This is a genomic window from Azospirillum brasilense (genome assembly GCF_022023855.1).
Lineage (GTDB): Bacteria > Pseudomonadota > Alphaproteobacteria > Azospirillales > Azospirillaceae > Azospirillum > Azospirillum brasilense_F.
The window spans coordinates 46,123-65,918 of the sequence record NZ_CP059451.1; the positions used below are offsets into that span (position 1 = coordinate 46,123).

The window sequence follows — 19,796 nt, forward strand, 5'->3', positions numbered from 1 at the left end:
GAAGGCACATGCGTGATACTGGGGTCGGATCGTTGAACCGGGACGACATTCTCAAGTACTCCCAGACCGTCTGCGACGGCCTCAGAGACGACGACGACGGGTTACGGCGAGAGGTGCTGGCTCATGCCGGAAATCGCTGGTCGCTCGGCGTCATTCATACGCTCGGCGTTTACGGTCAACTGCGCCATGCGGAGATCGGCCGGCGCATGCACGGTGTTACTCAACGGATGCTGACGCGCACCCTTCGCCAGTTGGAGCGTGACGGATTGGTGATCCGCCACGACTTCGAGGAGGTACCGCCGCACGTCGAGTATCAGCTGTCCGACTCCGGCTTGGAGCTGCTTGTCCGGATGGTTCCCCTATGGACCTGGATCGTCGAGAACGCGGACAGCTTTCGGAAGGCAAGGGAGACGTTTGACAGAAACCACCTTGGTGAAGAGCCGTAGCAGCCGCTTGGTGAGAAAACGCTCGCGGCGGCGGCTTCCCGTCACCAGTCGGTGGGGCAGGAGCGGCAGTCGGTCATCAGCGCGTCCTGGAAGATGGCGAAGCGGATCTTCGCGCCTTCCAGGTTGGCCTGCGACAGGTTGGTCAAGGACAGCTTGGCCTCCTGAAGGTTGGCGCCCTCCAGGTTGGCGCCGGTGAGATCGGCCTTGTCGGCGCGCAGCGCCTCCAGATTGGCGGCGGTCAGGTCGGCCTGCCGCAGGTCGGCGCCGTTGGCGCGGGCGAATTCCAGGTTGGCGCCGCGCAGGCGGGCACCGGACAGGCGCGTGCCCTGAAGGAAGGCGGTGCGCAGATCGGCGCCGTCGAGGATGGCCCCGCTGAGGTCGGCCCCGCGCAGATCGGCGTGGCGCAGGTCGGCGCGCATCAGGTTGGCGCCGCGCAGGTCGGCGCCGGCCAGCGACAGGCTGCGCAGGTTCCGGTGGCGCAGGTCGATGCCGGGGCAGACCGCCTTGGCCGTGAGGACGCAGCCGGCGACCTCGGTAACGCGCTCCTCCTCGCCGCCGCCGAGGCTGGCGGTTTCGACCTCCGCCGCCAGCGGGGCGGTGAGCGGGCCGGACAGGGACAGCAGGGCGCACAGGGCGAAGGCGGGCCTGAAGAAGCGGTTCATGGGGGAGAACTCCCATCGCTGCGATGCATGAAGACCGGGGCGGGAAACGGGCCGGTCCGCCCGCTTCCCCGCCCCGGCGGGCGGTCACCTGGTGGCGGTCACTTGGCGCTGGAGACCTTCAGGTCGGCCAGCTTGAACACCCAGAAGGAGCCGCCCTGGGTCACGCGGGTGGTCAGGTCGGCGAGATCGCCGCCCCACAGCGGCACGGCGCCGCCGTAACCGGTGGTGATGCCGACATACTGCACCCCGTCCAGTTCCCAGGTGACCGGGGAGGAGATGATGCCGGAGCCGGTCTGGAACTTCCAAAGCTCCGCTCCCGACTTGGCGTCGAACGCCTTGACGTAGCCGTCGCCGGTCCCGGTGAAGACCAGCCCGCCGGCGGTCGCCAGCGTGCCGGACCACAGCGGCAGCTCCTCCTTGTGCTCCCAGGCGACCTTGCCGGTCGTCGGGTCGATGGCGCGCAGGACGCCGACATGGTCCTCGAACATCTTGTGGATGCGGAAGCCCATGCCGAGATAGGCGGAGCCGGGGTTGTAGCCGACATGCTCCGTCCAGTAGTCCTCCTTCCAGTGGTTGGCGGCGATGTAGAACAGGCCGGTGTCCTCGCTATAGGACATCGGGTTCCAGTTCTTGCCGCCGAGGAAGGGCGGGGAGACCTCGACCGCCTTGCCGCGCTTCTCGCCCTCGGCGGGCGGCGGCGGGCGCTGGCCCTCGACCTCGATGGGGCGGCCGGTCTTCAGGTCGATGCCCTTGGCCCAGGTGATGCCGTCCACGAAGGGAAAGGCCGCCAGCACGCTGTTCGGCTTGTTCGCCTCGCCGCCCGCCGTCGCCAGCTTCGTCCGGTCGGTGACGTAGAAGAAGCCGTTGCGGTCGGCGTGGGCGGTCGCCTTCACCGTCTTGCCTGACGCGTCCTTGTAGTCGAACAGCACCAGCTCGTTGTTGCCGGAGAAGTCCCAGGTGTCGTTGGGGGTGTGCTGGTAGAAGCCCTTCAGCTCGCCCGTGGTCGGATCGACGTAGGCTTGGCCGGAGGTGTAGAGGCTGTCGCCGGGCCAGCGCGCCCAGCCGTTCCACGGCGCCGGGTTGCCGGTGCCGATGACGATCGTGTTGGTCTCCACGTCGAAGGTGGCGCTCTGCCAGGGCGCGCCGCCGCCGTGGTTCCAGGCCTCGACGAGCTGCCCGTCCTTGTCGCGCGGCCAGGACGGCGCCTTGGCGTTGCCGGTGGTGGTGCTGTCCTTGCCGTCGAGCCGGCCCATGTGGCCTTCGACCAGCGGCCGCATCCACACCTCCTCGCCGGTGTCGGGATCGCGGGCGAACAGGCGGCCGACCACGCCGAACTCGTCGCCGGACGAGCCGTGGATCAGCAGCATGCGCCCGGATTTCTGATCCTTCACGATGGTGGGGGCGCCGGTCATGGTGTAGCCGACCTTGTGGTCGGCGAACTTCTTGCGCCAGACGACCTTGCCGGTGTCCTTGTTCAGCGCGACGAGCGAGGCGTCGAGCGTGCCGAAGAACACCTTGTCGCCGTAGATCGCCGCCCCGCGGTTGACCACGTCGCAGCAGGGCCGGATGTCGTCGGGCAGGCGGTGGGCGTAGGTCCACAGCCGCTTGCCGGTGCGGGCGTCCAGCGCGAACATCCGCGAGTAGGAGGCGGTGACGTAGATCACCCCGTCATGCACCAGCGCCTGCGTCTCCTGTCCGCGCTGCTTCTCGTCGCCGAAGGAGAAGGACCAGGCGGGGACCAGCCGCGACACGCTGGTGGTATCGATCTGCTTCAGCGGGCTGAAGCGTTTGCCCTCCACCCCCATGCCGTACATCAGCACGTCGCCGGCCGACTTGGCGTCGTTGGCGATGTCGTCCCAGGTGACGTCGGCGGCCTGGGCGCTTCCCCAGGCCGCCGGAGCGGTGGAGGCGAGGAATCCAGCCACCACCGCGGTGATGATTCGGCGCCGAACCCGTCCGGCCCCGGTGTCTGTCTTGGTTTTCGGCTTGGTTCTCGGCGTGGTGTCCAAGGATAAAGTCATGCGTTTCCCCCGTGAAAGGCCGTTTTTTCCGGGGCGGATCGTCCGCCCGATCCGCCCCGGTTCCGGCACCGCGTCTTGCGCCCCCAATGTTCGTCTTGGCGGTTCTTCGGTTCCATTGGACGATACGGGGACGAGATTCTTGCAACGCGCGTATGACGGCGTCCCGGAGGGGGCGGGAAAAAATCCCGGTGCCGCGGCAAAAGGCCCGTCCGCCCGCCGCTTCTTGGTCGAAGGACGCATAGCGCGGAGACCGGTTGCTTGGTTAACATTCCGTCGATGGTCCTATGGGGCGTGTTGGAAGGATCAGACGGCGATGTCGTTGCGAATGCGCATGCTGGCCCTGATCGGGCTGTTCCTGGCGCTGCTGGCGGTGGCCGGCGCGGCGGTGATGATCGCCAACGCGCGCGACGCTGTCCGCGCGGAAATGGCCTCCGCCCTCGATCTCGGCATCGCCATCGGGCGGGCGGAAGCCGGGCGGGGGGCCATTCCTGATGCCGTCGTGGCGCTCGACCGTCTGGGCCTGCGCCACCTGCGCTTCATCGCGGGTGAGGCGGCTTCCGACTCCCTGGGCGAGGGGGATGCCGGCCATGGGGCCGTTCCCGGCTGGTTCGCGGCGCTGATCGACGTGGCGCCGCAGGCCCATGCGCTGACCGGTGCCGATGGGCGCGTCCTGTTGACCGTGGTCGCCCAACCGCAGGACGAGGTGGCCGAGGTCTGGGAGGACATGCGGGACCTCGCCCTGGCGATGCTGGTGGCGGGGCTGCTGCTGCTGGGCGCCGCCTGGATGGCGGTGGGCCGGGCGCTCGCCCCGCTCGCCCGCATCGAGGCGGCGGTGCGGCGCCTGCGCGAAGGTGTTTACGAACCCGGACCGCGGGGCGGCCTCGCCGGCGGCGGCGTGCCGGAACTGGTCCGGCTGGGCACCGGCATCGCCGCCCTGGCCGAGGAGCTGGCCGCGGCGGGGCGGGAGAACCGCAGGCTCGGCCAGAGGCTGATCGAGGCGCAGGACCGCGAGCGCCGGGACATCGCCCGCGAAATCCACGACGAGCTGGGTGCGGCGCTGTTCGCCATCAAGGTGGACGCCGGGCGCATCCTGCGCCTGAGCGAAGAGCCGAAGCCGGAAGCCACCATCAGCGAGCGGGTGGAGATCGCCGGACGCGCCCGCGCCGTGCTGTCCATGGCCGCGGACGTGCACCGGATGAGCCGGCGCATCCTGGTCCGCCTGCGCCCGGCCCTGCTCGACCAGTTGCCACTGGGCGAGGCGCTGTCCGGGCTGATCGACGAGTGGGCGCGGCGGGAGCCGGAGGTGCGCTGGTCGCTGGACGTGGCCGAGGACGGAACACCGGACGGCATCGACGGGCTGGACGAGGTGCTGCGCCTGACGGTCTTCCGGCTGGCGCAGGAATCGCTGATCAACGCCCTCCGCCACGCCCGGCCGACCAACGTCTCGGTGACGGTGCGACGCTGGACCGACCGGGTGGAAGTCGTGGTGACCGACGATGGGCCGGGGTTCAGGGAAGGGCCGGGCATGGCGGAGCAGGGTGGATTGGGCATCGCCGGGATGGCGGAGCGGGTGAGGGCGCTGGGCGGCACGCTGCGCATCGGTTCGAACGGCGGACAGGGGACCCGCGTGGCCGCCTGCCTCCCCTGCGTCCCGGCCGGGCTGGAGGGCGTGGCATGACCTTGACCATCCTCCTGGTGGACGATCACCCGGTGGTGCGCGCCGGTTGCCAGAGCCTGCTCGCCGAAGCCGGGCTCGGCCGTGTCGTCGAGGCCGCCGACGTGGCGGTGGCGCTGGCGCTGTGGCGCTCGGAGCGGCCGGACGTGGTCATCCTCGACCTCAACCTGCCGGGTGGCATCGGAGGGAGGGACGGCGGCGGGATGGAAGTGCTGCGCGTGATGCGGGCGGAGAACCCGGCGGTGCCGGTTCTGATCTTCAGCATGCACGAGGATCCGGCCATCGCCGCGCGGGCGTTGAAGGCCGGCGCAAAGGGCTACGTCACCAAGAACGATGCGCCGGAGACGCTGGTGATGGCGGTGCGCTGCGTGCTGTCAGGCCGGGTCCATCTCGACCACGCGCTGGCGCGCGAACTGGCGCTGATGGCGCTGGCCCCGACCGACGACCCGCTGGCGGTGCTGACCCAGCGCGAGCGGGAGATCCTGGCGCTGGTGGGGCGCGGCCTGACCGCGGCGGCCATCGCCGAGGTGCTGGGCATCAGCCAAAAGACCGTCGCCAACGCCTGTACGCAGATCAAGGACAAGCTGGGCGCCGACAGCGCGCGCGCCCTGATTCGCATCGCCATCGACCACGGGCTGGCGGCTTGAGCGTCCCTGTGGGTGGAACCGTCACGGCGGCGGAGCTTCCTCGCCGCGCTTGACCTTGCGCGCCCGGCTGGGCATCTCGCCGAACTGGGTCTTGAAATCGCGCGAGAAATGGGCCGCGTCGGCGAAGCCGCAGTCGAAGGCGATCTCGGTGATCGTCCGGCGCGTGTGCTCCAGCAGCCATCGGCCGTAATCCAGCCGCAGCCGGCGTTGGAAGGCCGACGGCGAGATGCCCAGCGCGGCCTGGAAGGACCGTTCGAGCTGCCGGGCGCTGACCCCGACGTAGCGGGCGATGGCCTCGACGGAGGGTGGGGAGTCCAGCCGCTGCTCGATGAAATGCGTCGCCTGTCGGACGCGGGCGTCGGTCACGCCGTCAAGGTTGGCATAGAAATGCGCCTGCGGCAGCGCGCCGGGGCGGATGTCCTGAAGCATCATGTGGCGGACGGCCTGCCGCGCCTTCTGCCCGCCGCAGTGCCGCCCGACGAGGTAGAGGCCGAGGTCGATGGCCGCCGTCGATCCGGCGCAGGTGATCAGGTCCCCCTCGTCGATGAAGAGATGGTCCACCGAGGCATTTGCGGCCGGAAAGCGCTCGCGGAAGGTGTCCAGCACGTTCCAATGGACGCAGACGCGGCGCGTGCCGACGAGGCCGGCGCGCGCGATGGCGAAGGTGCCCGTGCAGATACCCAGAAGCCGCACCCGCTGCGCCGCCACCGCGCGCAGATAGGCGGTCACCGGCCCCGGCACCTCGTTCCGGTAATCGTTGCCGCCGCACACCGCCACGTAATCGAAGGGCGCCGGGGCGAGCAGATCGCTGTTGGGCGTCACCAGCACGCCGCAGCTCGACCGGCGCGGCTGCCCGCCGACGCTCATCACCGTCCAGCTCGCGTCGATCTGCCGGCTGCGCCCCCCGGGGTCGGCGGCGAGCCGGACCGCGTCGATCAGGCCGGAAAAGGCCGTCAGTGTGAACTGGTCGAGAAGCACGAAGCCGATGCGCAACCGGGGATCGGTCGCACACGAAGCGTCGCGGTCGGGGGCATCGGGCATGTCGGGTCTGGGCGTCGGCATGTCGGAAATATTCAAGGATTCGGCAGCATTCTTCTATCGGAAAATACGTTGGAACAATTAGCTTTCGAACGAACCACGGCTCTGACGCCCGCTGGACCGACACCACGAAGGAACCGGTCATGACCCATACGCGCGCCGCCACCCGCACCGTCTCACGCTTTGCCGCCCTGACCGCCGTCCTGGCGGCCGGGGTCTCCCTGTACGCCCTGCCGGCCGCGGCCCAGGGCGAGATCCGCGTCGCCTGGTACGGCGGCAACTGGGGCGAGGCCTTCCGCACCTGCGTCGCGGAGCCCTTCACCAAGGCGACCGGCGTCCGCGTCGTGCCGGAGATCGGCACCTCGACCGTGACCTTCGCCAAGCTGCAGCAGCAGAAGGACGCGCCGACGCTCGACGTCGCCTACATGGACGGTGGCATCAGCGAGATGGCGCAGGCGGCGGGCGTGCTGGACGCCATCGACCCGACGGGCGTGCCGAACCTGGCGAAGGCGTTGCCGGAGGCGATCTACAAAGCGGACGGGTCGATCTTCGCCGTGGGGTCCGGGTACTACTCGCTCGGCCTGACCTACAACACCAAGGAGATCAAGACCCCGCCGACCTCGTGGAACGACCTGTGGAAGCCGGAATTCGCGGACACGGTGACGATCCCGTCGCCGGCCAACTCCTCCGGCGTGCCGTTCGTCATGTTCCTGAACCGCATGTGGGGCAACCCGCCGGGCGACCTGTCCAAGACCTTCGAAAAGCTGAAGACGCTGAAGACCGCGCTTTACTTCGACAGCTCGGGGGCGGCGAGCAACGCCTACCAGAGCGGCGAGGCGATCATCGGCGCGCATTTCAACGTCGGTGCCTGGGATCTGGCCGACAAGGGCCTGCCCATCGGCTTCGTCGTTCCGAAGGAAGGCGTCTGGGCCACCGACGCGCGCCTGCATCTGGTCAAGAACGCGCCGCACAAGGCCGACGCCCAGCGCTTCATCGACACCGCGCTGACCCCGGAGGCGTCGGCCTGTCTGGCGGAGAAGCTCTATCTCGGCCCGGCGGTGCAGAACGTGTCGGTGTCGCCGGACGTCGAGCGCAAGCTGCCCTGGGGCGTCGGCGGGTCGGTCAAGAACCTCCAGCTCTTCAACTGGGCGGACATCAACCGGGACCGCGCGGCGATCACCGACGCCTGGAACCGCGAACTCGCCCGCCAGTGAACCGCAGCCAGCCGGGGAGCCCCTCCATGTCCGCGACGCCCAAGCCCGACGCCCTGCTCTCCATCCGCTCCATCGACAAGCATTTCGGCACATACCATGCGCTGAGGGACGTGTCGCTGGATGTGGCCCATGGCGAGTTCGTCGCCCTGCTGGGGCCGAGCGGCTGCGGCAAGACGACCCTGCTGCGTTGCATCGCCGGCTTCCTCTCCCCCGATTCCGGGACCATCCGGATCGGCGGGGAGGACGTGACGCGGCTGCCGCCGCACCGGCGCCCGCTGAACACGGTGTTCCAGCATTACGCCTTGTTCCCGCATCTGAGCATCCTCGACAACGTGGCCTACGGGCCGCGCCGTCACGGGGTGCCGCGGGGCGAAGCGGTGGAGCGCGCTCGCGAGGCGCTGGAGCTGGTCGGGTTGGACTCCGCGGCGGGGCGCTATCCGCGGGAGCTGTCGGGCGGCCAGCAGCAGCGCGTCGCCTTGGCGCGGGCCTTTGTCAACCGCCCGAAGCTCCTCCTGCTCGACGAGCCGCTGAGCGCGCTCGACCTGAAGCTGCGCAAGCGGATGCAGATCGAGCTGAAGCATCTCCAGGAGAAGCTCGGCATCGCCTTCGTGTTCGTGACCCACGACCAGGAGGAGGCGATGAGCATGGCGAACCGCATCGTCGTCATGAACCGCGGCGTGATCGAGCAGGTGGGCGACGGGCGGGCCATCTACACCCGCCCGGCCAGCCGCTTTGTCGCCGACTTCATCGGCGAGGCCAACCTGCTGCCGGGAACGGCGGAGGGCGACGCCGGGGTGCGTCTGGCGGTGGGATCGGCGCTGCTGCCCCATCTCGGCGCCGACACGCGGCAACAATACACCGCGGTGCTGCGGCCCGAGCATGTCGAGCTGCTGAACCAGCCGGAGGCGCCGGGCCTGATCACCGACCAGGGCTTCGTCGAGGACGTCATCGACACCGGCGGTCAGACCGTCGTGACGGTGCGCGTCGGCGAGCATCTGCTGGCCAGCCGCCGGCTGGGCATGGCGGGGGAGGGGCTGAATCCGGGGGCGCCGGTCTTCGTCGGCTTCCGTCCGGGGCACGTCCACATCATCGCCGAGCCGGCCACCCACCGGTCCGGACCATGAGCACGACCATGAGCGCCGCCATGAACCGAGCCTTGCCCCTGCTGGCGGCCCCGGTCGCCTTCTTCGCCGCCTTCTTCGCCGTCCCGATGATCGTGGTCGTGTCGTCCAGCCTGATGGCGGGCGGCGTGCCGTCCCTCGGCAACTACGCGCGGGTGCTGTTCGACCAGTATCACTGGGACGTGCTGGCGGCGACCTTCCGCATCGCCGGGCTGACCACGGTGGCCTGCGCGCTGCTCGGCTATCCGCTGGCCTATTATCTGGTGCGGGTGGTCAAGTCGCGGGCGCTGCGGCGGACCTGCGTCATCCTGCTGGTGCTGCCGCTGTTCACCAGCAACATCGTCCGCTCCTTCGGCTGGATGGTGCTGCTGGGGCGCAACGGCCTCGTCAACGACGCGCTCGTCGGGATCGGCATCCTGGACCATCCGATGCGCTTCCTCGGCACCGAGCTGGGCATCGTGATCGGGCTGGTCTACATCCTGCTGCCCTTCATCGTGTTGGCCGTTGGCAACGCGCTGGCCGCGGTGGACCCGGCGTTGGAGGATGCCTCTTCCGACCTCGGTGCCACGCCCTTCGACACCTTCCGCACCGTCACCTTTCCGCTCTGCCTGCCGGGGCTGATGTCGGGGATCGTCATGGTCTTCACCCTGGCGGTCAGCGCCTACGTCACGCCGGCCCTGCTGAGCGGCGGCAAGATCACGGTCTTCCCCATGCTGATCTTCCAGCAGTACAGCACGGTCTTCGACGTGAACTACGGCGGCGCGCTCAGCATGACGCTGCTGGTCATGACGCTGGTCCTGGTCGGTCTGGCCGGCTGGATCGGCAACGCCGGGGCCGGTGCAACGGGGAGGAAAGCCCAATGATCGCACGGCTTCTTCTGCGGGTGGTGTCCTGGTCCGTCATGGCCTACCTGATCCTGCCGCTTCTGGTCATCGTCGGTTCCTCCTTCACCGCCACCAGCTACCTCGCCTTCCCGCCGCAGGGGCTGACCCTCGACTGGTACGGGCGGATGCTCGGCGACACCTCCTATCTGGCGGCCTTCGGCACCAGCACCCTGCTGGCCCTGGTCGCCACGGCGGCGGCGCTGCTGCTCGGCGTTCCGGCGGCGCTGGCCATCGCCCGCTGCGAGTTTCCGGGCAAAAAGTTCCTACTGTCCCTGCTGATGTCGCCGCTGGTCCTGCCGCACGTCGTGCTGGGCGCCGCCCTGCTGCAATACTGTGCGGCGCTGGGGCTGATGCGCAGCTTCACGGCGCTGCTGGTCGGGCACATCGTGATCATCATGCCCTTCGTCCTGCGCTCCGTCCTGCCGCAGCTGACGCCGGAGCAGCGGGCGCTGGAGGAGGCCTCCGCCGACCTGGGCGCCCGCCCGATGGAGACCTTCTTCCTGGTCACGCTGCCGCAGATCCGCAGCGGCCTGGCGAGCGGCGCGATCTTCGCCTTCATCTCCTCCTGGATCAACGTCGAGCTGAGCATCTTCAACACCACGGCGGAGATGACGACCATCCCGGTCAAGCTCTTCAACTACGTCCAGTACACGATCGACCCGGTCATCGCCGCGGTGTCCTCCATCACCATCGGCGTGGCGGCCCTGGCGATCATCATCCTCGACCTCACCGTCGGGCTGCACCTTCTGTCGGACCGGCGCTGACCGGTCCCGGCACCCCCCGCTTCATCCCGCCGATCCAACACTGAATCCGATCCACGAAAGGGTCCTTCCATGCGCATGCAAGACGCATTCGATGTCCTGTACACCCACACCGAGGGCGAGCCGCTCTGCATCATCCACAGCGGCATCCCCTATCCGGCCGGTTCCAGCATCCTGGAGAAGCGCCAGTTTCTGGAGACCCATTACGACTGGCTGCGCGAAGCCCTGATGCGCGAGCCGCGCGGCCACAAAGACATGTTCGGCGTCTTCCTGACCCCGCCGTCCGGCCCGGACTACGACGCCGGCCTGATCTACATCGACGGCACCCAGTATTCCCACATGTGCGGCCACGGCACGATCGCCGTCGCCATGGCGATGGTCGCCAACGGCCTCGTCCGCCGTGGCGAGAACGGACGCACCACCATCCGCTTCGAGACCACCGCCGGCCTCGTCGTCGCCGAGGTGGCCCATGAGGGCGACCGGGTTCTGTGGACCAAGTTCGAGAACGTCCCGGCCTATGTCGCCGCGCAGGACGTCGAGTTCGAGCTGCCGGAGATCGGCCCGCTGAAGGCCGACATCGTGTGGGGCGGCAACTATTTCGGCATCATCGACCTGACCGGCACCTCGCTGCGCATCGGGCCGGAGAACGGCACCGCCCTGTCGCATTACGGCATCCTGGCGCGCGAGCAACTGCGCCAGAAGGTGGCGATCCAGCACCCGGCGTCGGCGCACATCAACAACTTCAACTTCGTGACCTTCTGGCACGAGCCGACCATCGAGGGCGCCTTCTACAAGAACGTCCACGTTTTCAGCGCCGGCCAGCTCGACCGCTCGCCGGGCGGCACCGGCACCAGCGCGATGATGGCGATGTTCGAGGCGCGCGGGAAGATGGCGATCGGCGACACCATCCGCTCCGAAGGCCTGCTCGGCACCGGCACCTTCGAGGGTAGTCTGCTCGGCGAGACCCGCCTGAACGGCGTGCGCGCCGTGCGCCCGACCGTCAAGGGCACGGCCAGCATCCTCGGCACCGCCCGCTGGGTCATCGACCGCAACGATCCGGTCGGCGCCGGCTTCCTGGTCGCCTGACCGGCCTGTACCAATAGCGTCCTGAAAACTTTGTCCCGGCGTCCTTCAGGGCGCCGGGACCATTGTGCTGCGCGGATGGGCGATCCGTTCGCCCGCATCGGCACGACGTCATTGTATACACCGACGTTGTATACAATGACGCTCACTCGGTTTTCGGCACCGTGAAGACGGCCCGCCCGGCGCGCACATGCGCGCGCATCACCGACGAGGCCCATTCCCCATCACGGGCGGTCAGGGCTTCGACGATCTCGCGATGGTGGTTCATGCTGCGGGCGAGGTCGCGCCGGCTGTAGCGGGCGAAGGTCCGCAGCACCAGCGGCATCTCCACCACCTGCCGGATCATCTGGCCCAGGCGCCGATCCCCGGCGATGTCGATCAGCAGGCCGTGAAAGCGGTCGTTCAGCGGCGTGATGCGCGAAAAATCCACCGCGTGGCCGTCCCCCACCACCGCCTCCATCGCATCGCACAGCGCCCCCAGGTCGACAAGATGGTGCGGCTCCGCGCGACTGGCGGCGAGGCCAGCCACTTGGCTTTCCAGCGTCGCGCGCAGCCCGAAAATCTCGTCGAGGTCCTGAATCGTCCAGGCGTTCACCTTGGCGCCGAGGTTGGGGACGAGCTGCAGCAGCCCGTCGGCGGACAGCCGGCGCAGCGCCTCGCGCACGGGGGTGCGGCTGACCCCGGTCAGTTCGGCCAGCTCCTGCTCGCGCAGATGGGCGCCCGGCGGCCAGCGGCTGGCCAGGATGCCTTCCCGGATGAAGCGGTAAGCGCGGTCGGCGGCGCGGTTCGAGCCGCCACCAAGGCCGTTGTCCCATTGGGGCGCCAGAGCCCCGGCGCTGTCCGCCATGCTGACCTCCCTTGCCCTTCTGCTCCGCAACCCAATTTTTTCGGGTTGCGTTGTATACAATGGCGCATTATGTTCGTAGGCACAACAAATCAAACGCCCGGTTCCGGTGCGCTTTAGCGGAAGCCAACAGCGGAAGCGGCGACAAGGGAGGGATACAACCGGTGACGACACCCGCACAACGCCTGAAAACGTTGCTGGAGGCTCCCGGCCTTCACCTGATGCCCTGCTGCTTCGACGCGCTGTCGGCGCGGCTGATCGAGCAGGCCGGTTTCCGCGTCAGCCTGATGAGCGGCTTCGCCGTCTCGGCCACCCGGCTGGGGATGCCCGACACCGGGCTGATCTCCTTCGCCGAGATGCTGGACCAGCTCCGCAACGTCTGTCAGGCGGCCCCCGGCCTGCTGGTGATCGGCGACGGCGACACCGGCTACGGCAACGCCATGAACGTGCAGCGCACCGTGCGCGACTACGCCCGCGCCGGGGCCGCCGCCGTCCTGATCGAGGATCAGGTGAGCCCCAAGCGCTGCGGCCACACCAAGGGCAAGCAGGTCGTCGGGCGGGCCGAGGCGCGCATGAAGATCCGCGCCGCCGTCGACGCTGCCCGCTCGGGGGCCGACGACATCCTGATCCTGGCGCGGACGGACGCGCGCGCCACGTACGGCTTCGACGCGGCGCTGGAGCGCTGCCGGGATTTCGTGGAGGAGGGCGCCGACATCATCTTCATGGAGGCTCCGCACAACGAGACGGAAATGGCCGCCTTCTGCGCTGGCATCGACCGGCCGGCCATGGCGAACATGGTGCGCGGCGGCCAGACGCCGATCCTGCCGCCGCGGGAACTGGAGGCGCTGGGTTTCAAGCTCGCCGCCTATCCGCTGACCCTGATGTCGGCGGCCATCGACGCCATGCGCGCCGCCCTGGCCGCGGTGGCGGACGGGCAGGAAAGCCGGGTGGCCCAGGCCGATTTCGAAGCGCTGAAGGACCTTGTCGGCTTCCCCGACTACTACGAGCGGGAACAGGCCTACCGGGCCGCCGAATGAGGGGAGGCAACGTCATGACCACGCCGCGTTCCATCATCGACAAGATCTGGGACCAGCACGTCGTCGCCGATCTGGGCGACGGGCGGGTGCTGCTCCACATCGACCGCCACATGCTGCACGAGGTGACCAGCCCGCAGGCCTACGCCGGGCTGGCCGCCGCCGGGCGCCGGCTGCGCCGCCCCGACCTGACCTTCGCGACGGCGGACCACATCGTCTCGACCGAAAACGGCCGCACCGACGACACGGTGCCCGGCGGGCCGGAGATGATCCGCGCCCTGCGCGCCAACGCCGAGGCCACCGGCGTCGCGCTGTTCGATCTGGGCGACGTCCGCCAGGGCATCGTGCATGTGATCGCGCCGGAGCTGGGGATCGCCCTGCCGGGCGCCACGCTCGTCTGCGGCGACAGCCACACCAGCACGGTCGGCGCGCTGGGCGCCATGGCCTGGGGCATCGGCACGTCGGAAGTCGAGCATGTCATGGCGACGCAGACGGCCATCCTGCGCCGCCCGCCGACCATGCGCATCACCTTCAGCGGCACCTGCCCGGCGGGCGTGTCGGCCAAGGACATGGTGCTGAAGCTGATCGCCACCATCGGCACCGCCGGGGCGACGGGCTACGGCGTCGAATACGCCGGTTCGGCCATCCGCGCGCTCTCCATGGAGGAGCGGATGACCGTCTGCAACATGTCGGTGGAGCTTGGCGCGCGCTTCGGCCTGATCGCGCCCGACGCGGTGACCTTCGCCTATCTCCAGGGGCGACCCTTCGCCCCGGCGGGCGACCTGTGGGAGCAGGCGGTTGAGGCGTGGCGCGCCCTGGCGAGCGATCCCGGCGCCCGCTTCGACGCCGAGATCGAACTGGACGTCTCCACTCTCACGCCGCAGGTGTCCTGGGGCACCAGCCCGCAGGACTGCATCGGTGTCGGCGAGACCGTTCCCGATCCGGAGCGCGAGGCCGATCCCAAGCGCCGGCAGGCGATGCGCCGGGCGCTCGACTACATCGGGCTGGAGCCGGGGACGCCGATCCGCGACCTGCCGGTGGACATGGTCTTCATCGGCTCCTGCACCAACAGCCGCATCGAGGATCTGCGGGCCGCCGCCGCCGTTTTGAAGGGCCGTCGTGTTGCCGCCGGCCTGCGCGCGCTGGTCGTGCCGGGCTCCGGCCAAGTGCGCCGGCAGGCCGAGGCGGAGGGGCTGGACCGCGTGTTCACCGCCGCCGGTTTCGAATGGCGGGAACCGGGCTGTTCCATGTGCGCCGGGATGAACGCCGACCGGGTGCCGCCGGGCAAGCGCTGCGTCGCCACCTCGAACCGCAACTTCGAAGGACGCCAGGGGCCGGGTGCGCGCACCCACCTCGCCAGCCCCGCCACCGCGGCCGCGGCGGCCGTGGCCGGGCGCATCGTCGATGTCCGCAGTCTGGAAGGGGGTGTCTGACATGCCGGAACCCATCAACCGCATCACCGGGATCGCCGCACCACTGCCGCAACCCAACGTGGACACCGACGCGATCATCCCCAAGGCGCATCTGCTGACGATCCACCGCAGCGGGTTGGGCGCCGGACTCTTCTCCGAATGGCGGTTTGACGAAGACGGCAAGGAACGGCCGGACTTCGTCCTCAACCAGGCGCCCTGGCGGGAGGCCAAGATCCTGCTGGCCGGCGAGAATTTCGGCTGCGGCTCGTCGCGCGAACACGCGGTGTGGAGCCTGATGGACTTCGGCATCCGCTGCGTGATCGCGCCGAGCTTCGCCAGCATCTTCCATGAGAACTGCCAGAAGAACGGTCTGGCCGCGGTGACTCTGGACGAGGCGGCGCTCGCCCATCTCGTCACCGTCGCCCAGGCGACGCCGTCCGCCGCCATGACGGTGGACATCGAGGCCTGCCGCGTCACCGCGCCGGACGGGCGGGAGTTCGCCTTCACGATGGAGGCGGCGCGGCGGCAGGCGCTTCTGGAGGGGCTGGACGAGATCGGGGCCAGCCTGCGCCACGACGCCGCCATGGCGGCGTTCGAGGCGCGCGACCGGGCGCAGCGCCCATGGATTCACGCCCTGCCCACCGCCTGACGGGTCCGGGTCAACGCGCATGGCCGGAAAGGCCAGCGGCACATTGGGAGGAACAGCGATGTCGTTCATGACCACGATGAAGCGCAAGGCGGTCCTGGGTGCGGCGGCCATGGGAGTGGCGCTCGCCACCCTGGTCCCGGCCGTACCGGCGCAGGCCGAGGAGATCACCGTCACCCACTGGGGCGTTCTGATGTACGGCGCGCCCTACGCCGTCGCCATGGAGAAGGGCTACTACAAGGAGCAGGGGCTGGACATCACCGGCGTCCTGACCTCCAAGGGCGGCGGCACGACCATGCGCAACGTCATGGCCGCGCCGATGCCCTACGGCGAGGTCGCCCTGTCGGCGGCGGTGGCGGCCATCAACCAGGGACTGGACGTGAAGATCATCCACACCGGCGTCCGCACCGCGGGCGAGATCCTGTGGGTGACCAAGCCGGACTCCCCGGTCAAGACCGCCAAGGACCTGGACGGCAAGAAGGTCGCCTTCACCAGCCCGAAGTCGGTTACCGACATGCTGCTGACCATGGTGAAGGACAAGCACGGCATCACGGTGGACGGCGTGTCGGCGGGCGGCATCGGCGGCGGCCTGACCATGCTGGAACAGGGCGCGGTGGCCGCCGCCCCGGTGATGGACCCGATCTGGGCGCGCGTGCAGAACAAGTACCGCATGGTCTTCGCGGTCGAGACCGAGTTGCCGACCATGGTGCAGACCGTGGGCGTCACCACGTCGGAGTTCGCCGCGAAGAACGGCGACAAGCTGAAGAAGCTGATCGAGGCGCGGCGCAAGGGGGTGGACTTCGTCTACGCCAACCCCGAAGAGACAGCCAAGATCATGACCAAATACTACGACATCGACGAGGCGATCGCGCTGCAGGCGCTCAAGAATCTGGCGAGCATCAAATATTGGAGCGCAGGCGACTTCGAGTATGACGGGATGAACAACCTGATCAAGGGGCTGCAGATCATCGGCGAGGTCAAGGGCGAGGTCGACTGGTCGAAGCACGCCGACGCCTCGTTCCTGAAATAATCAGTCTGACGCATCACGATGACCGGGAGGAAGCCCCCGATGAAAGCCAACGTCGCCGCCAAGCGCGACCTGCACGAGGAGGCGGGGGCTTTCCCCGCCCCCGCCGTCCACGCCGAACTGAAGGGGGTCAGCCGCATCTACGGCGTCCCCGGCCACGGCGGGGTGCACGCGCTGGGCCCCGTCGACCTGACCTTGCGGCAGGGGGAGTTCTTCTCCGTCGTCGGGCCGTCGGGTTGCGGCAAGTCCACGCTGCTCGATGTGCTGTCCGGCCTGTCCGTGCCGACCGAGGGGTCGGTGAGCTTCGAAGGCAAGCCGGTGGCCGGCAAGGTCCCGGACGGCGTCGGGGTGGTGTTCCAGGAGGACGCCACCTTCCCCTGGCTGACCGTGTGGGACAACATCGCCTTCGGCCTGCGTCGGGCGGGCGTCGATCCGGCGGAGATCGAACGGCGGGTCACCTACGCCGTCGGCTTCGTGGGGCTGAAGGACTTCGCCAAGGCCTATCCGGTGCAGCTGTCCGGCGGCATGCGCCAGCGCGTTTGCATCGCCCGCACACTGGTGATGCGTCCACGCCTGATCCTGCTGGACGAACCGTTCGGCGCGCTCGATGCCCAGACCCGCCTGATCATGGGCGACGAACTGCTGAAGCTGTGGCGCGAAACCGGTGCCACGGTGATGCTGATCACCCACGCGCTGGACGAGGCGGCCATGCTGTCGGACCGCATCGGCGTCATGTCGTCACGGCCCGGACGGATCATCGAGGAGATCGAGACGGGCTGGTCGCGCGAGCGCGATTCCCGCATCGCCAGCGAGGACGGTTTCGGCCAGATCACCGCCCGTCTGTGGCGCTTGCTGCGCGAGGAGAGCCTGAAGGCGGCGGGCCTCGCCGGGGGTGGGTCGTGAGCTGGGCGGGCTGGCTCCGGCTGATCGTGGTGACCGGCGCTGTCCTGCTGCTGGAGGTGCTGTGCCGGGCCGGCGTCATCGCCAAGACGGTCCTGCCCGCGCCCAGCGTCATGGCCGGCGATCTCTACCGCCTTCTCGCCTCGGGTTCGGCCAGCGCCGACATCGGCGAGACGCTGGGCAACGTCGCGATGGCGGTGATCGCCTCGATCCTGCTCGGCTTCGTCGGCGGCGTGGCGATCCACGCGATGCCGCGGGTGCGCCGGGCGCTCGACCCCTTCCTGGCGACCTACTACGCGGTGCCCTTCTTCGTCTTCTACCCGGTGCTGATCGTCATCTTCGGGCTGGGGGCGGCGCCCATCGTGGTGATCGGCACGCTGTTCGGCGTGGTGGCGATGCTGATCAACACGCTGAACGGGCTGGACCGCATTCCCCGCGTCCTGCTGAAGACGGCGCGCGTCCACGGCATGGACCCGGTGCGCACGGCGCTGATGGTCAAGCTGCCCAGCGCGGCACCCTTCCTGTTCACCGGGGCGAAGCTCGCCATCGCCTACTGCTTCATCGGCGTCATTGCGGCGGAGTTCATCATGTCCTCCTCGGGCATCGGCTACAGCATCGCCTATGCCTTCAACAACTTCGACAACGCGCGGATGTACGCGCTGATGCTGTTCATCATCGTCCTGGTGACGGTGCTCAACGCGGTGCTCTTCACCTGGGAGCGCCGGATCATGCAGCGGCGGAGGCGCTGACGGCCATGCACGGAAAGACCGATACGCTCCTCGTCATCGTCGCGCTGGTGGCCCTGTGGCAGGTCCTGCACTGGATCGTCGGCAGCGTCGCCCTGACCTCGCCCGCCGACACGCTGGCCCGCGCGGTGGAACTGCTGGGCTCCGCCACCTTCTGGCCGCACGTCGCGGAGACCGGCGTGGCGCTGCTCTATTCGCTGCTGCTGGCGGTGTTCGGCGGGCTGACCATCGGCATCGCGCTCGGCATCAACCGGCTGGCCGGGGAGGTGGCGGAGCCGATCCTGGTGTCGCTCTACTCGCTGCCCAAGATCACGCTCTATCCGGTGATCCTGCTCGCCTTCGGGCTGGGCCTGTCGGCCAAGGTGGCCTTCGGGACGATCCACGGCATCATCCCGGTGATCATCTTCACGATGAACGCGGTCCGCACCATCCCGCCGGTGATGCTGCGCAGCGCGCGGGTGATGCGCCTGTCGCCGCCGCAGCTCGTCTCCACCATCATCCTTCCCGCCGCCTTGCCGGAGCTGGTGTCCGGTCTCCGGGTGGGCTTCTCGCTGACCCTGCTGGGCGTGCTGATCGGCGAGATGTTCGCCTCGCAGCGCGGCCTCGGCTACCTCGTCATGAACGCCATCGGCGGGCACGACGTGCGCACCATGATGGCCGTGGTGCTGATCCTCGCCACCACCGCCGTGCTCATCAGCGCCGGCCTGCTGCACATCGACCGGCGCATGCACCGGCGGACCGCCTGAAGACTTCCGGAGATTCCAACGACATGACCATTTCTCTCAAGCAGCGCCTGTCGCAGCCGGGCCTGATCTCGGCCCCCGGCGTGTTCGACATGATCTCGGCCAAGCTGGCGGACGGCATGGGGTTCGACGCGCTGTACATGACCGGCTACGGCACCGTCGCCAGCCATCTCGGCCTGCCGGACGCCGGGCTCGCCACCTTCACCGACATGGTCGGCCGGGTGCGGGCGATCGCGCGCGGCACCGCGACGCCGCTGATCGCCGACGGCGACACCGGCTACGGCGGCCTGCTGAACGTCGATTTCACCATCCGCGGCTACGAGGAGGCCGGGGCCGCCGCCATCCAGCTCGAAGACCAGGAGTTCCCGAAGAAGTGCGGCCACACGCCGGGCCGCCGGGTCATTCCCATGGCCGACATGGTGCGCAAGATCCGCGTCGCCTGCGAGGCGCGCTCGTCGAGCGACTTCCTGATCATCGCCCGCACCGACGCCCGCACGACGCTCGGCCTCGACGAGGCGCTGCGCCGCGCCGACGCCTACGCCGAGGCCGGTGCCGACATCATCTTCGTGGAAAGCCCGGAGAGCGAGGCGGAGATGGAGCGGATCTGCCGGACCATCGGCAAGCCGCTGATCGCCAACATGGTGGAGGGCGGGCGCACGCCGGTGATGACCGGGGCACAGTTGGAGGCGTTGGGGTACCGCATCGCCATCTTCCCGGCCACCGGCTTCCTGGCGATGGCCGCGGCGCTGCGCAGCGCCTACGGCGAAATCCTCGCCAAGGGGTCGAGCGCCGAGTATCGGGGAGAGCTTTATCCCTTCCCCGACTTCACCCGCCTGATGGGCTTTGAGCGCGTCTGGGAATTCGAGAAGCGCCATCCCGAGACGGAGTAACC

The 19,796-nt window shown here is 69.0% G+C and carries 20 protein-coding genes; 16 read left to right on the forward strand and 4 right to left on the reverse strand.

Annotated features, from left to right (window positions below):
• Window positions 1-32: 32 nt before the first annotated feature.
• Window positions 33-446 (forward strand): winged helix-turn-helix transcriptional regulator, encoded by a 414-nt coding sequence (locus H1Q64_RS22930; protein ID WP_237906886.1) that lies wholly within the window; start codon window positions 33-35, stop codon window positions 444-446.
• Between the two features lie 41 nt (window positions 447-487).
• Here H1Q64_RS22930 and H1Q64_RS22935 read toward each other — a convergent pair whose 3' ends face one another.
• Both H1Q64_RS22935 and H1Q64_RS22940 read right to left on the reverse strand, forming a co-directional pair.
• Complete coding sequence (locus tag H1Q64_RS22935) at window positions 488-1,108, reverse strand: pentapeptide repeat-containing protein (protein ID WP_094302788.1); 621 nt, start codon at window positions 1,106-1,108, stop codon at window positions 488-490.
• Between the two features lie 98 nt (window positions 1,109-1,206).
• Window positions 1,207-3,129, reverse strand: a complete 1,923-nt coding sequence (locus H1Q64_RS22940; RefSeq protein WP_237906887.1) for a methanol/ethanol family PQQ-dependent dehydrogenase — start codon at window positions 3,127-3,129, stop codon at window positions 1,207-1,209.
• A 313-nt stretch (window positions 3,130-3,442) separates the two neighbouring features.
• On the opposite strand from H1Q64_RS22940, the gene H1Q64_RS22945 reads away from it, so the two are divergent.
• Window positions 3,443-4,807, forward strand: coding sequence for an ATP-binding protein (locus tag H1Q64_RS22945; protein WP_237906888.1), 1,365 nt, complete (start codon window positions 3,443-3,445; stop codon window positions 4,805-4,807).
• Window positions 4,804-5,451: a response regulator transcription factor gene (locus H1Q64_RS22950; protein ID WP_237906889.1), complete on the forward strand. Its 648-nt coding sequence runs from the start codon at window positions 4,804-4,806 to the stop codon at window positions 5,449-5,451. Before H1Q64_RS22945 ends, H1Q64_RS22950 begins: the two co-directional genes overlap by 4 nt.
• 21 nt (window positions 5,452-5,472) lie before the next feature.
• Here H1Q64_RS22950 and H1Q64_RS22955 read toward each other — a convergent pair whose 3' ends face one another.
• Window positions 5,473-6,492: a GlxA family transcriptional regulator gene (locus H1Q64_RS22955; RefSeq protein ID WP_237907167.1), complete on the reverse strand. Its 1,020-nt coding sequence runs from the start codon at window positions 6,490-6,492 to the stop codon at window positions 5,473-5,475.
• Window positions 6,493-6,632: 140 nt separating this feature from the next.
• On the opposite strand from H1Q64_RS22955, the gene H1Q64_RS22960 reads away from it, so the two are divergent.
• From H1Q64_RS22960 to H1Q64_RS22980, 5 genes are all read left to right on the forward strand, one after another.
• Complete coding sequence (locus H1Q64_RS22960) at window positions 6,633-7,703, forward strand: ABC transporter substrate-binding protein (protein ID WP_237906890.1); 1,071 nt, start codon at window positions 6,633-6,635, stop codon at window positions 7,701-7,703.
• A 26-nt stretch (window positions 7,704-7,729) separates the two neighbouring features.
• Window positions 7,730-8,827 (forward strand): ABC transporter ATP-binding protein, encoded by a 1,098-nt coding sequence (locus H1Q64_RS22965; protein WP_137143439.1) that lies wholly within the window; start codon window positions 7,730-7,732, stop codon window positions 8,825-8,827.
• An 8-nt stretch (window positions 8,828-8,835) separates the two neighbouring features.
• Complete coding sequence (locus tag H1Q64_RS22970; RefSeq protein ID WP_237907168.1) at window positions 8,836-9,687, forward strand: ABC transporter permease; 852 nt, start codon at window positions 8,836-8,838, stop codon at window positions 9,685-9,687.
• Window positions 9,684-10,472 (forward strand): ABC transporter permease, encoded by a 789-nt coding sequence (locus H1Q64_RS22975; RefSeq protein ID WP_035681830.1) that lies wholly within the window; start codon window positions 9,684-9,686, stop codon window positions 10,470-10,472. The genes H1Q64_RS22970 and H1Q64_RS22975 overlap by 4 nt, the downstream gene beginning before the upstream one ends.
• A gap of 69 nt (window positions 10,473-10,541) precedes the next feature.
• Window positions 10,542-11,555, forward strand: coding sequence for a proline racemase family protein (locus H1Q64_RS22980; RefSeq protein WP_183179363.1), 1,014 nt, complete (start codon window positions 10,542-10,544; stop codon window positions 11,553-11,555).
• 142 nt (window positions 11,556-11,697) lie between these two features.
• Here the strand turns inward: H1Q64_RS22980 and H1Q64_RS22985 are convergent, their stop codons facing one another.
• Entirely contained in the window at window positions 11,698-12,399 is a 702-nt protein-coding gene (locus H1Q64_RS22985) for a GntR family transcriptional regulator (RefSeq protein WP_237906891.1), read from the reverse strand.
• Between the two features lie 161 nt (window positions 12,400-12,560).
• Between H1Q64_RS22985 and H1Q64_RS22990 the strand changes: the two genes are divergently transcribed.
• The 8 genes from H1Q64_RS22990 (at window position 12,561) to H1Q64_RS23025 (ending at window position 19,794) form a co-directional block, all read left to right on the forward strand.
• Window positions 12,561-13,433 (forward strand): isocitrate lyase/PEP mutase family protein, encoded by an 873-nt coding sequence (locus H1Q64_RS22990; RefSeq protein WP_237906892.1) that lies wholly within the window; start codon window positions 12,561-12,563, stop codon window positions 13,431-13,433.
• 14 nt (window positions 13,434-13,447) lie between these two features.
• On the forward strand, window positions 13,448-14,863 hold the full coding sequence (gene leuC, locus H1Q64_RS22995; protein ID WP_237906893.1) for a 3-isopropylmalate dehydratase large subunit: 1,416 nt from the start codon (window positions 13,448-13,450) through the stop codon (window positions 14,861-14,863).
• A gap of 1 nt (window position 14,864) precedes the next feature.
• Window positions 14,865-15,491, forward strand: a complete 627-nt coding sequence (gene leuD, locus H1Q64_RS23000) for a 3-isopropylmalate dehydratase small subunit (protein WP_237906894.1) — start codon at window positions 14,865-14,867, stop codon at window positions 15,489-15,491.
• Between the two features lie 67 nt (window positions 15,492-15,558).
• Window positions 15,559-16,518, forward strand: coding sequence for an ABC transporter substrate-binding protein (locus H1Q64_RS23005; protein ID WP_237906895.1), 960 nt, complete (start codon window positions 15,559-15,561; stop codon window positions 16,516-16,518).
• 39 nt (window positions 16,519-16,557) lie between these two features.
• Window positions 16,558-17,418 carry an ABC transporter ATP-binding protein gene (locus H1Q64_RS23010; protein ID WP_237906896.1) on the forward strand — a complete coding sequence of 287 codons (861 nt, stop codon included), beginning with the start codon at window positions 16,558-16,560 and terminating at the stop codon, window positions 17,416-17,418.
• Window positions 17,415-18,164 carry an ABC transporter permease gene (locus H1Q64_RS23015; protein WP_237906897.1) on the forward strand — a complete coding sequence of 250 codons (750 nt, stop codon included), beginning with the start codon at window positions 17,415-17,417 and terminating at the stop codon, window positions 18,162-18,164. The genes H1Q64_RS23010 and H1Q64_RS23015 overlap by 4 nt, the downstream gene beginning before the upstream one ends.
• A gap of 5 nt (window positions 18,165-18,169) precedes the next feature.
• Entirely contained in the window at window positions 18,170-18,907 is a 738-nt protein-coding gene (locus H1Q64_RS23020; RefSeq protein ID WP_237906898.1) for an ABC transporter permease, read from the forward strand.
• A 23-nt stretch (window positions 18,908-18,930) separates the two neighbouring features.
• A complete protein-coding gene (locus H1Q64_RS23025) occupies window positions 18,931-19,794 on the forward strand; it encodes an isocitrate lyase/PEP mutase family protein (RefSeq protein ID WP_237906899.1) in 864 nt (287 codons plus the stop codon).
• Window positions 19,795-19,796: the final 2 nt, after the last annotated feature.

What these genes read in the sequence shown, in the direction of transcription:
- H1Q64_RS23025 (WP_237906899.1), top strand. Translation starts at nt 18,931, where the DNA reads ATGACCATTTCTCTCAAGCAGCGCCTGTCGCAGCCGGGCCTGATCTCG.
- leuD (WP_237906894.1), top strand. Translation starts at nt 14,865, where the DNA reads ATGCCGGAACCCATCAACCGCATCACCGGGATCGCCGCACCACTGCCG.
- H1Q64_RS23020 (WP_237906898.1), top strand. Translation starts at nt 18,170, where the DNA reads ATGCACGGAAAGACCGATACGCTCCTCGTCATCGTCGCGCTGGTGGCC.
- leuC (WP_237906893.1), top strand. Translation starts at nt 13,448, where the DNA reads ATGACCACGCCGCGTTCCATCATCGACAAGATCTGGGACCAGCACGTC.
- H1Q64_RS22955 (WP_237907167.1), bottom strand. Translation starts at nt 6,492, where the DNA reads ATGCCCGATGCCCCCGACCGCGACGCTTCGTGTGCGACCGATCCCCGG.
- H1Q64_RS23005 (WP_237906895.1), top strand. Translation starts at nt 15,559, where the DNA reads ATGACCACGATGAAGCGCAAGGCGGTCCTGGGTGCGGCGGCCATGGGA.
- H1Q64_RS22985 (WP_237906891.1), bottom strand. Translation starts at nt 12,399, where the DNA reads ATGGCGGACAGCGCCGGGGCTCTGGCGCCCCAATGGGACAACGGCCTT.
- H1Q64_RS22965 (WP_137143439.1), top strand. Translation starts at nt 7,730, where the DNA reads ATGTCCGCGACGCCCAAGCCCGACGCCCTGCTCTCCATCCGCTCCATC.
- H1Q64_RS22950 (WP_237906889.1), top strand. Translation starts at nt 4,804, where the DNA reads ATGACCTTGACCATCCTCCTGGTGGACGATCACCCGGTGGTGCGCGCC.
- H1Q64_RS22980 (WP_183179363.1), top strand. Translation starts at nt 10,542, where the DNA reads ATGCGCATGCAAGACGCATTCGATGTCCTGTACACCCACACCGAGGGC.
- H1Q64_RS22975 (WP_035681830.1), top strand. Translation starts at nt 9,684, where the DNA reads ATGATCGCACGGCTTCTTCTGCGGGTGGTGTCCTGGTCCGTCATGGCC.
- H1Q64_RS23010 (WP_237906896.1), top strand. Translation starts at nt 16,558, where the DNA reads ATGAAAGCCAACGTCGCCGCCAAGCGCGACCTGCACGAGGAGGCGGGG.
- H1Q64_RS22970 (WP_237907168.1), top strand. Translation starts at nt 8,836, where the DNA reads ATGAGCGCCGCCATGAACCGAGCCTTGCCCCTGCTGGCGGCCCCGGTC.
- H1Q64_RS22935 (WP_094302788.1), bottom strand. Translation starts at nt 1,108, where the DNA reads ATGAACCGCTTCTTCAGGCCCGCCTTCGCCCTGTGCGCCCTGCTGTCC.
- H1Q64_RS22945 (WP_237906888.1), top strand. Translation starts at nt 3,443, where the DNA reads ATGTCGTTGCGAATGCGCATGCTGGCCCTGATCGGGCTGTTCCTGGCG.
- H1Q64_RS22960 (WP_237906890.1), top strand. Translation starts at nt 6,633, where the DNA reads ATGACCCATACGCGCGCCGCCACCCGCACCGTCTCACGCTTTGCCGCC.
- H1Q64_RS22940 (WP_237906887.1), bottom strand. Translation starts at nt 3,129, where the DNA reads ATGACTTTATCCTTGGACACCACGCCGAGAACCAAGCCGAAAACCAAG.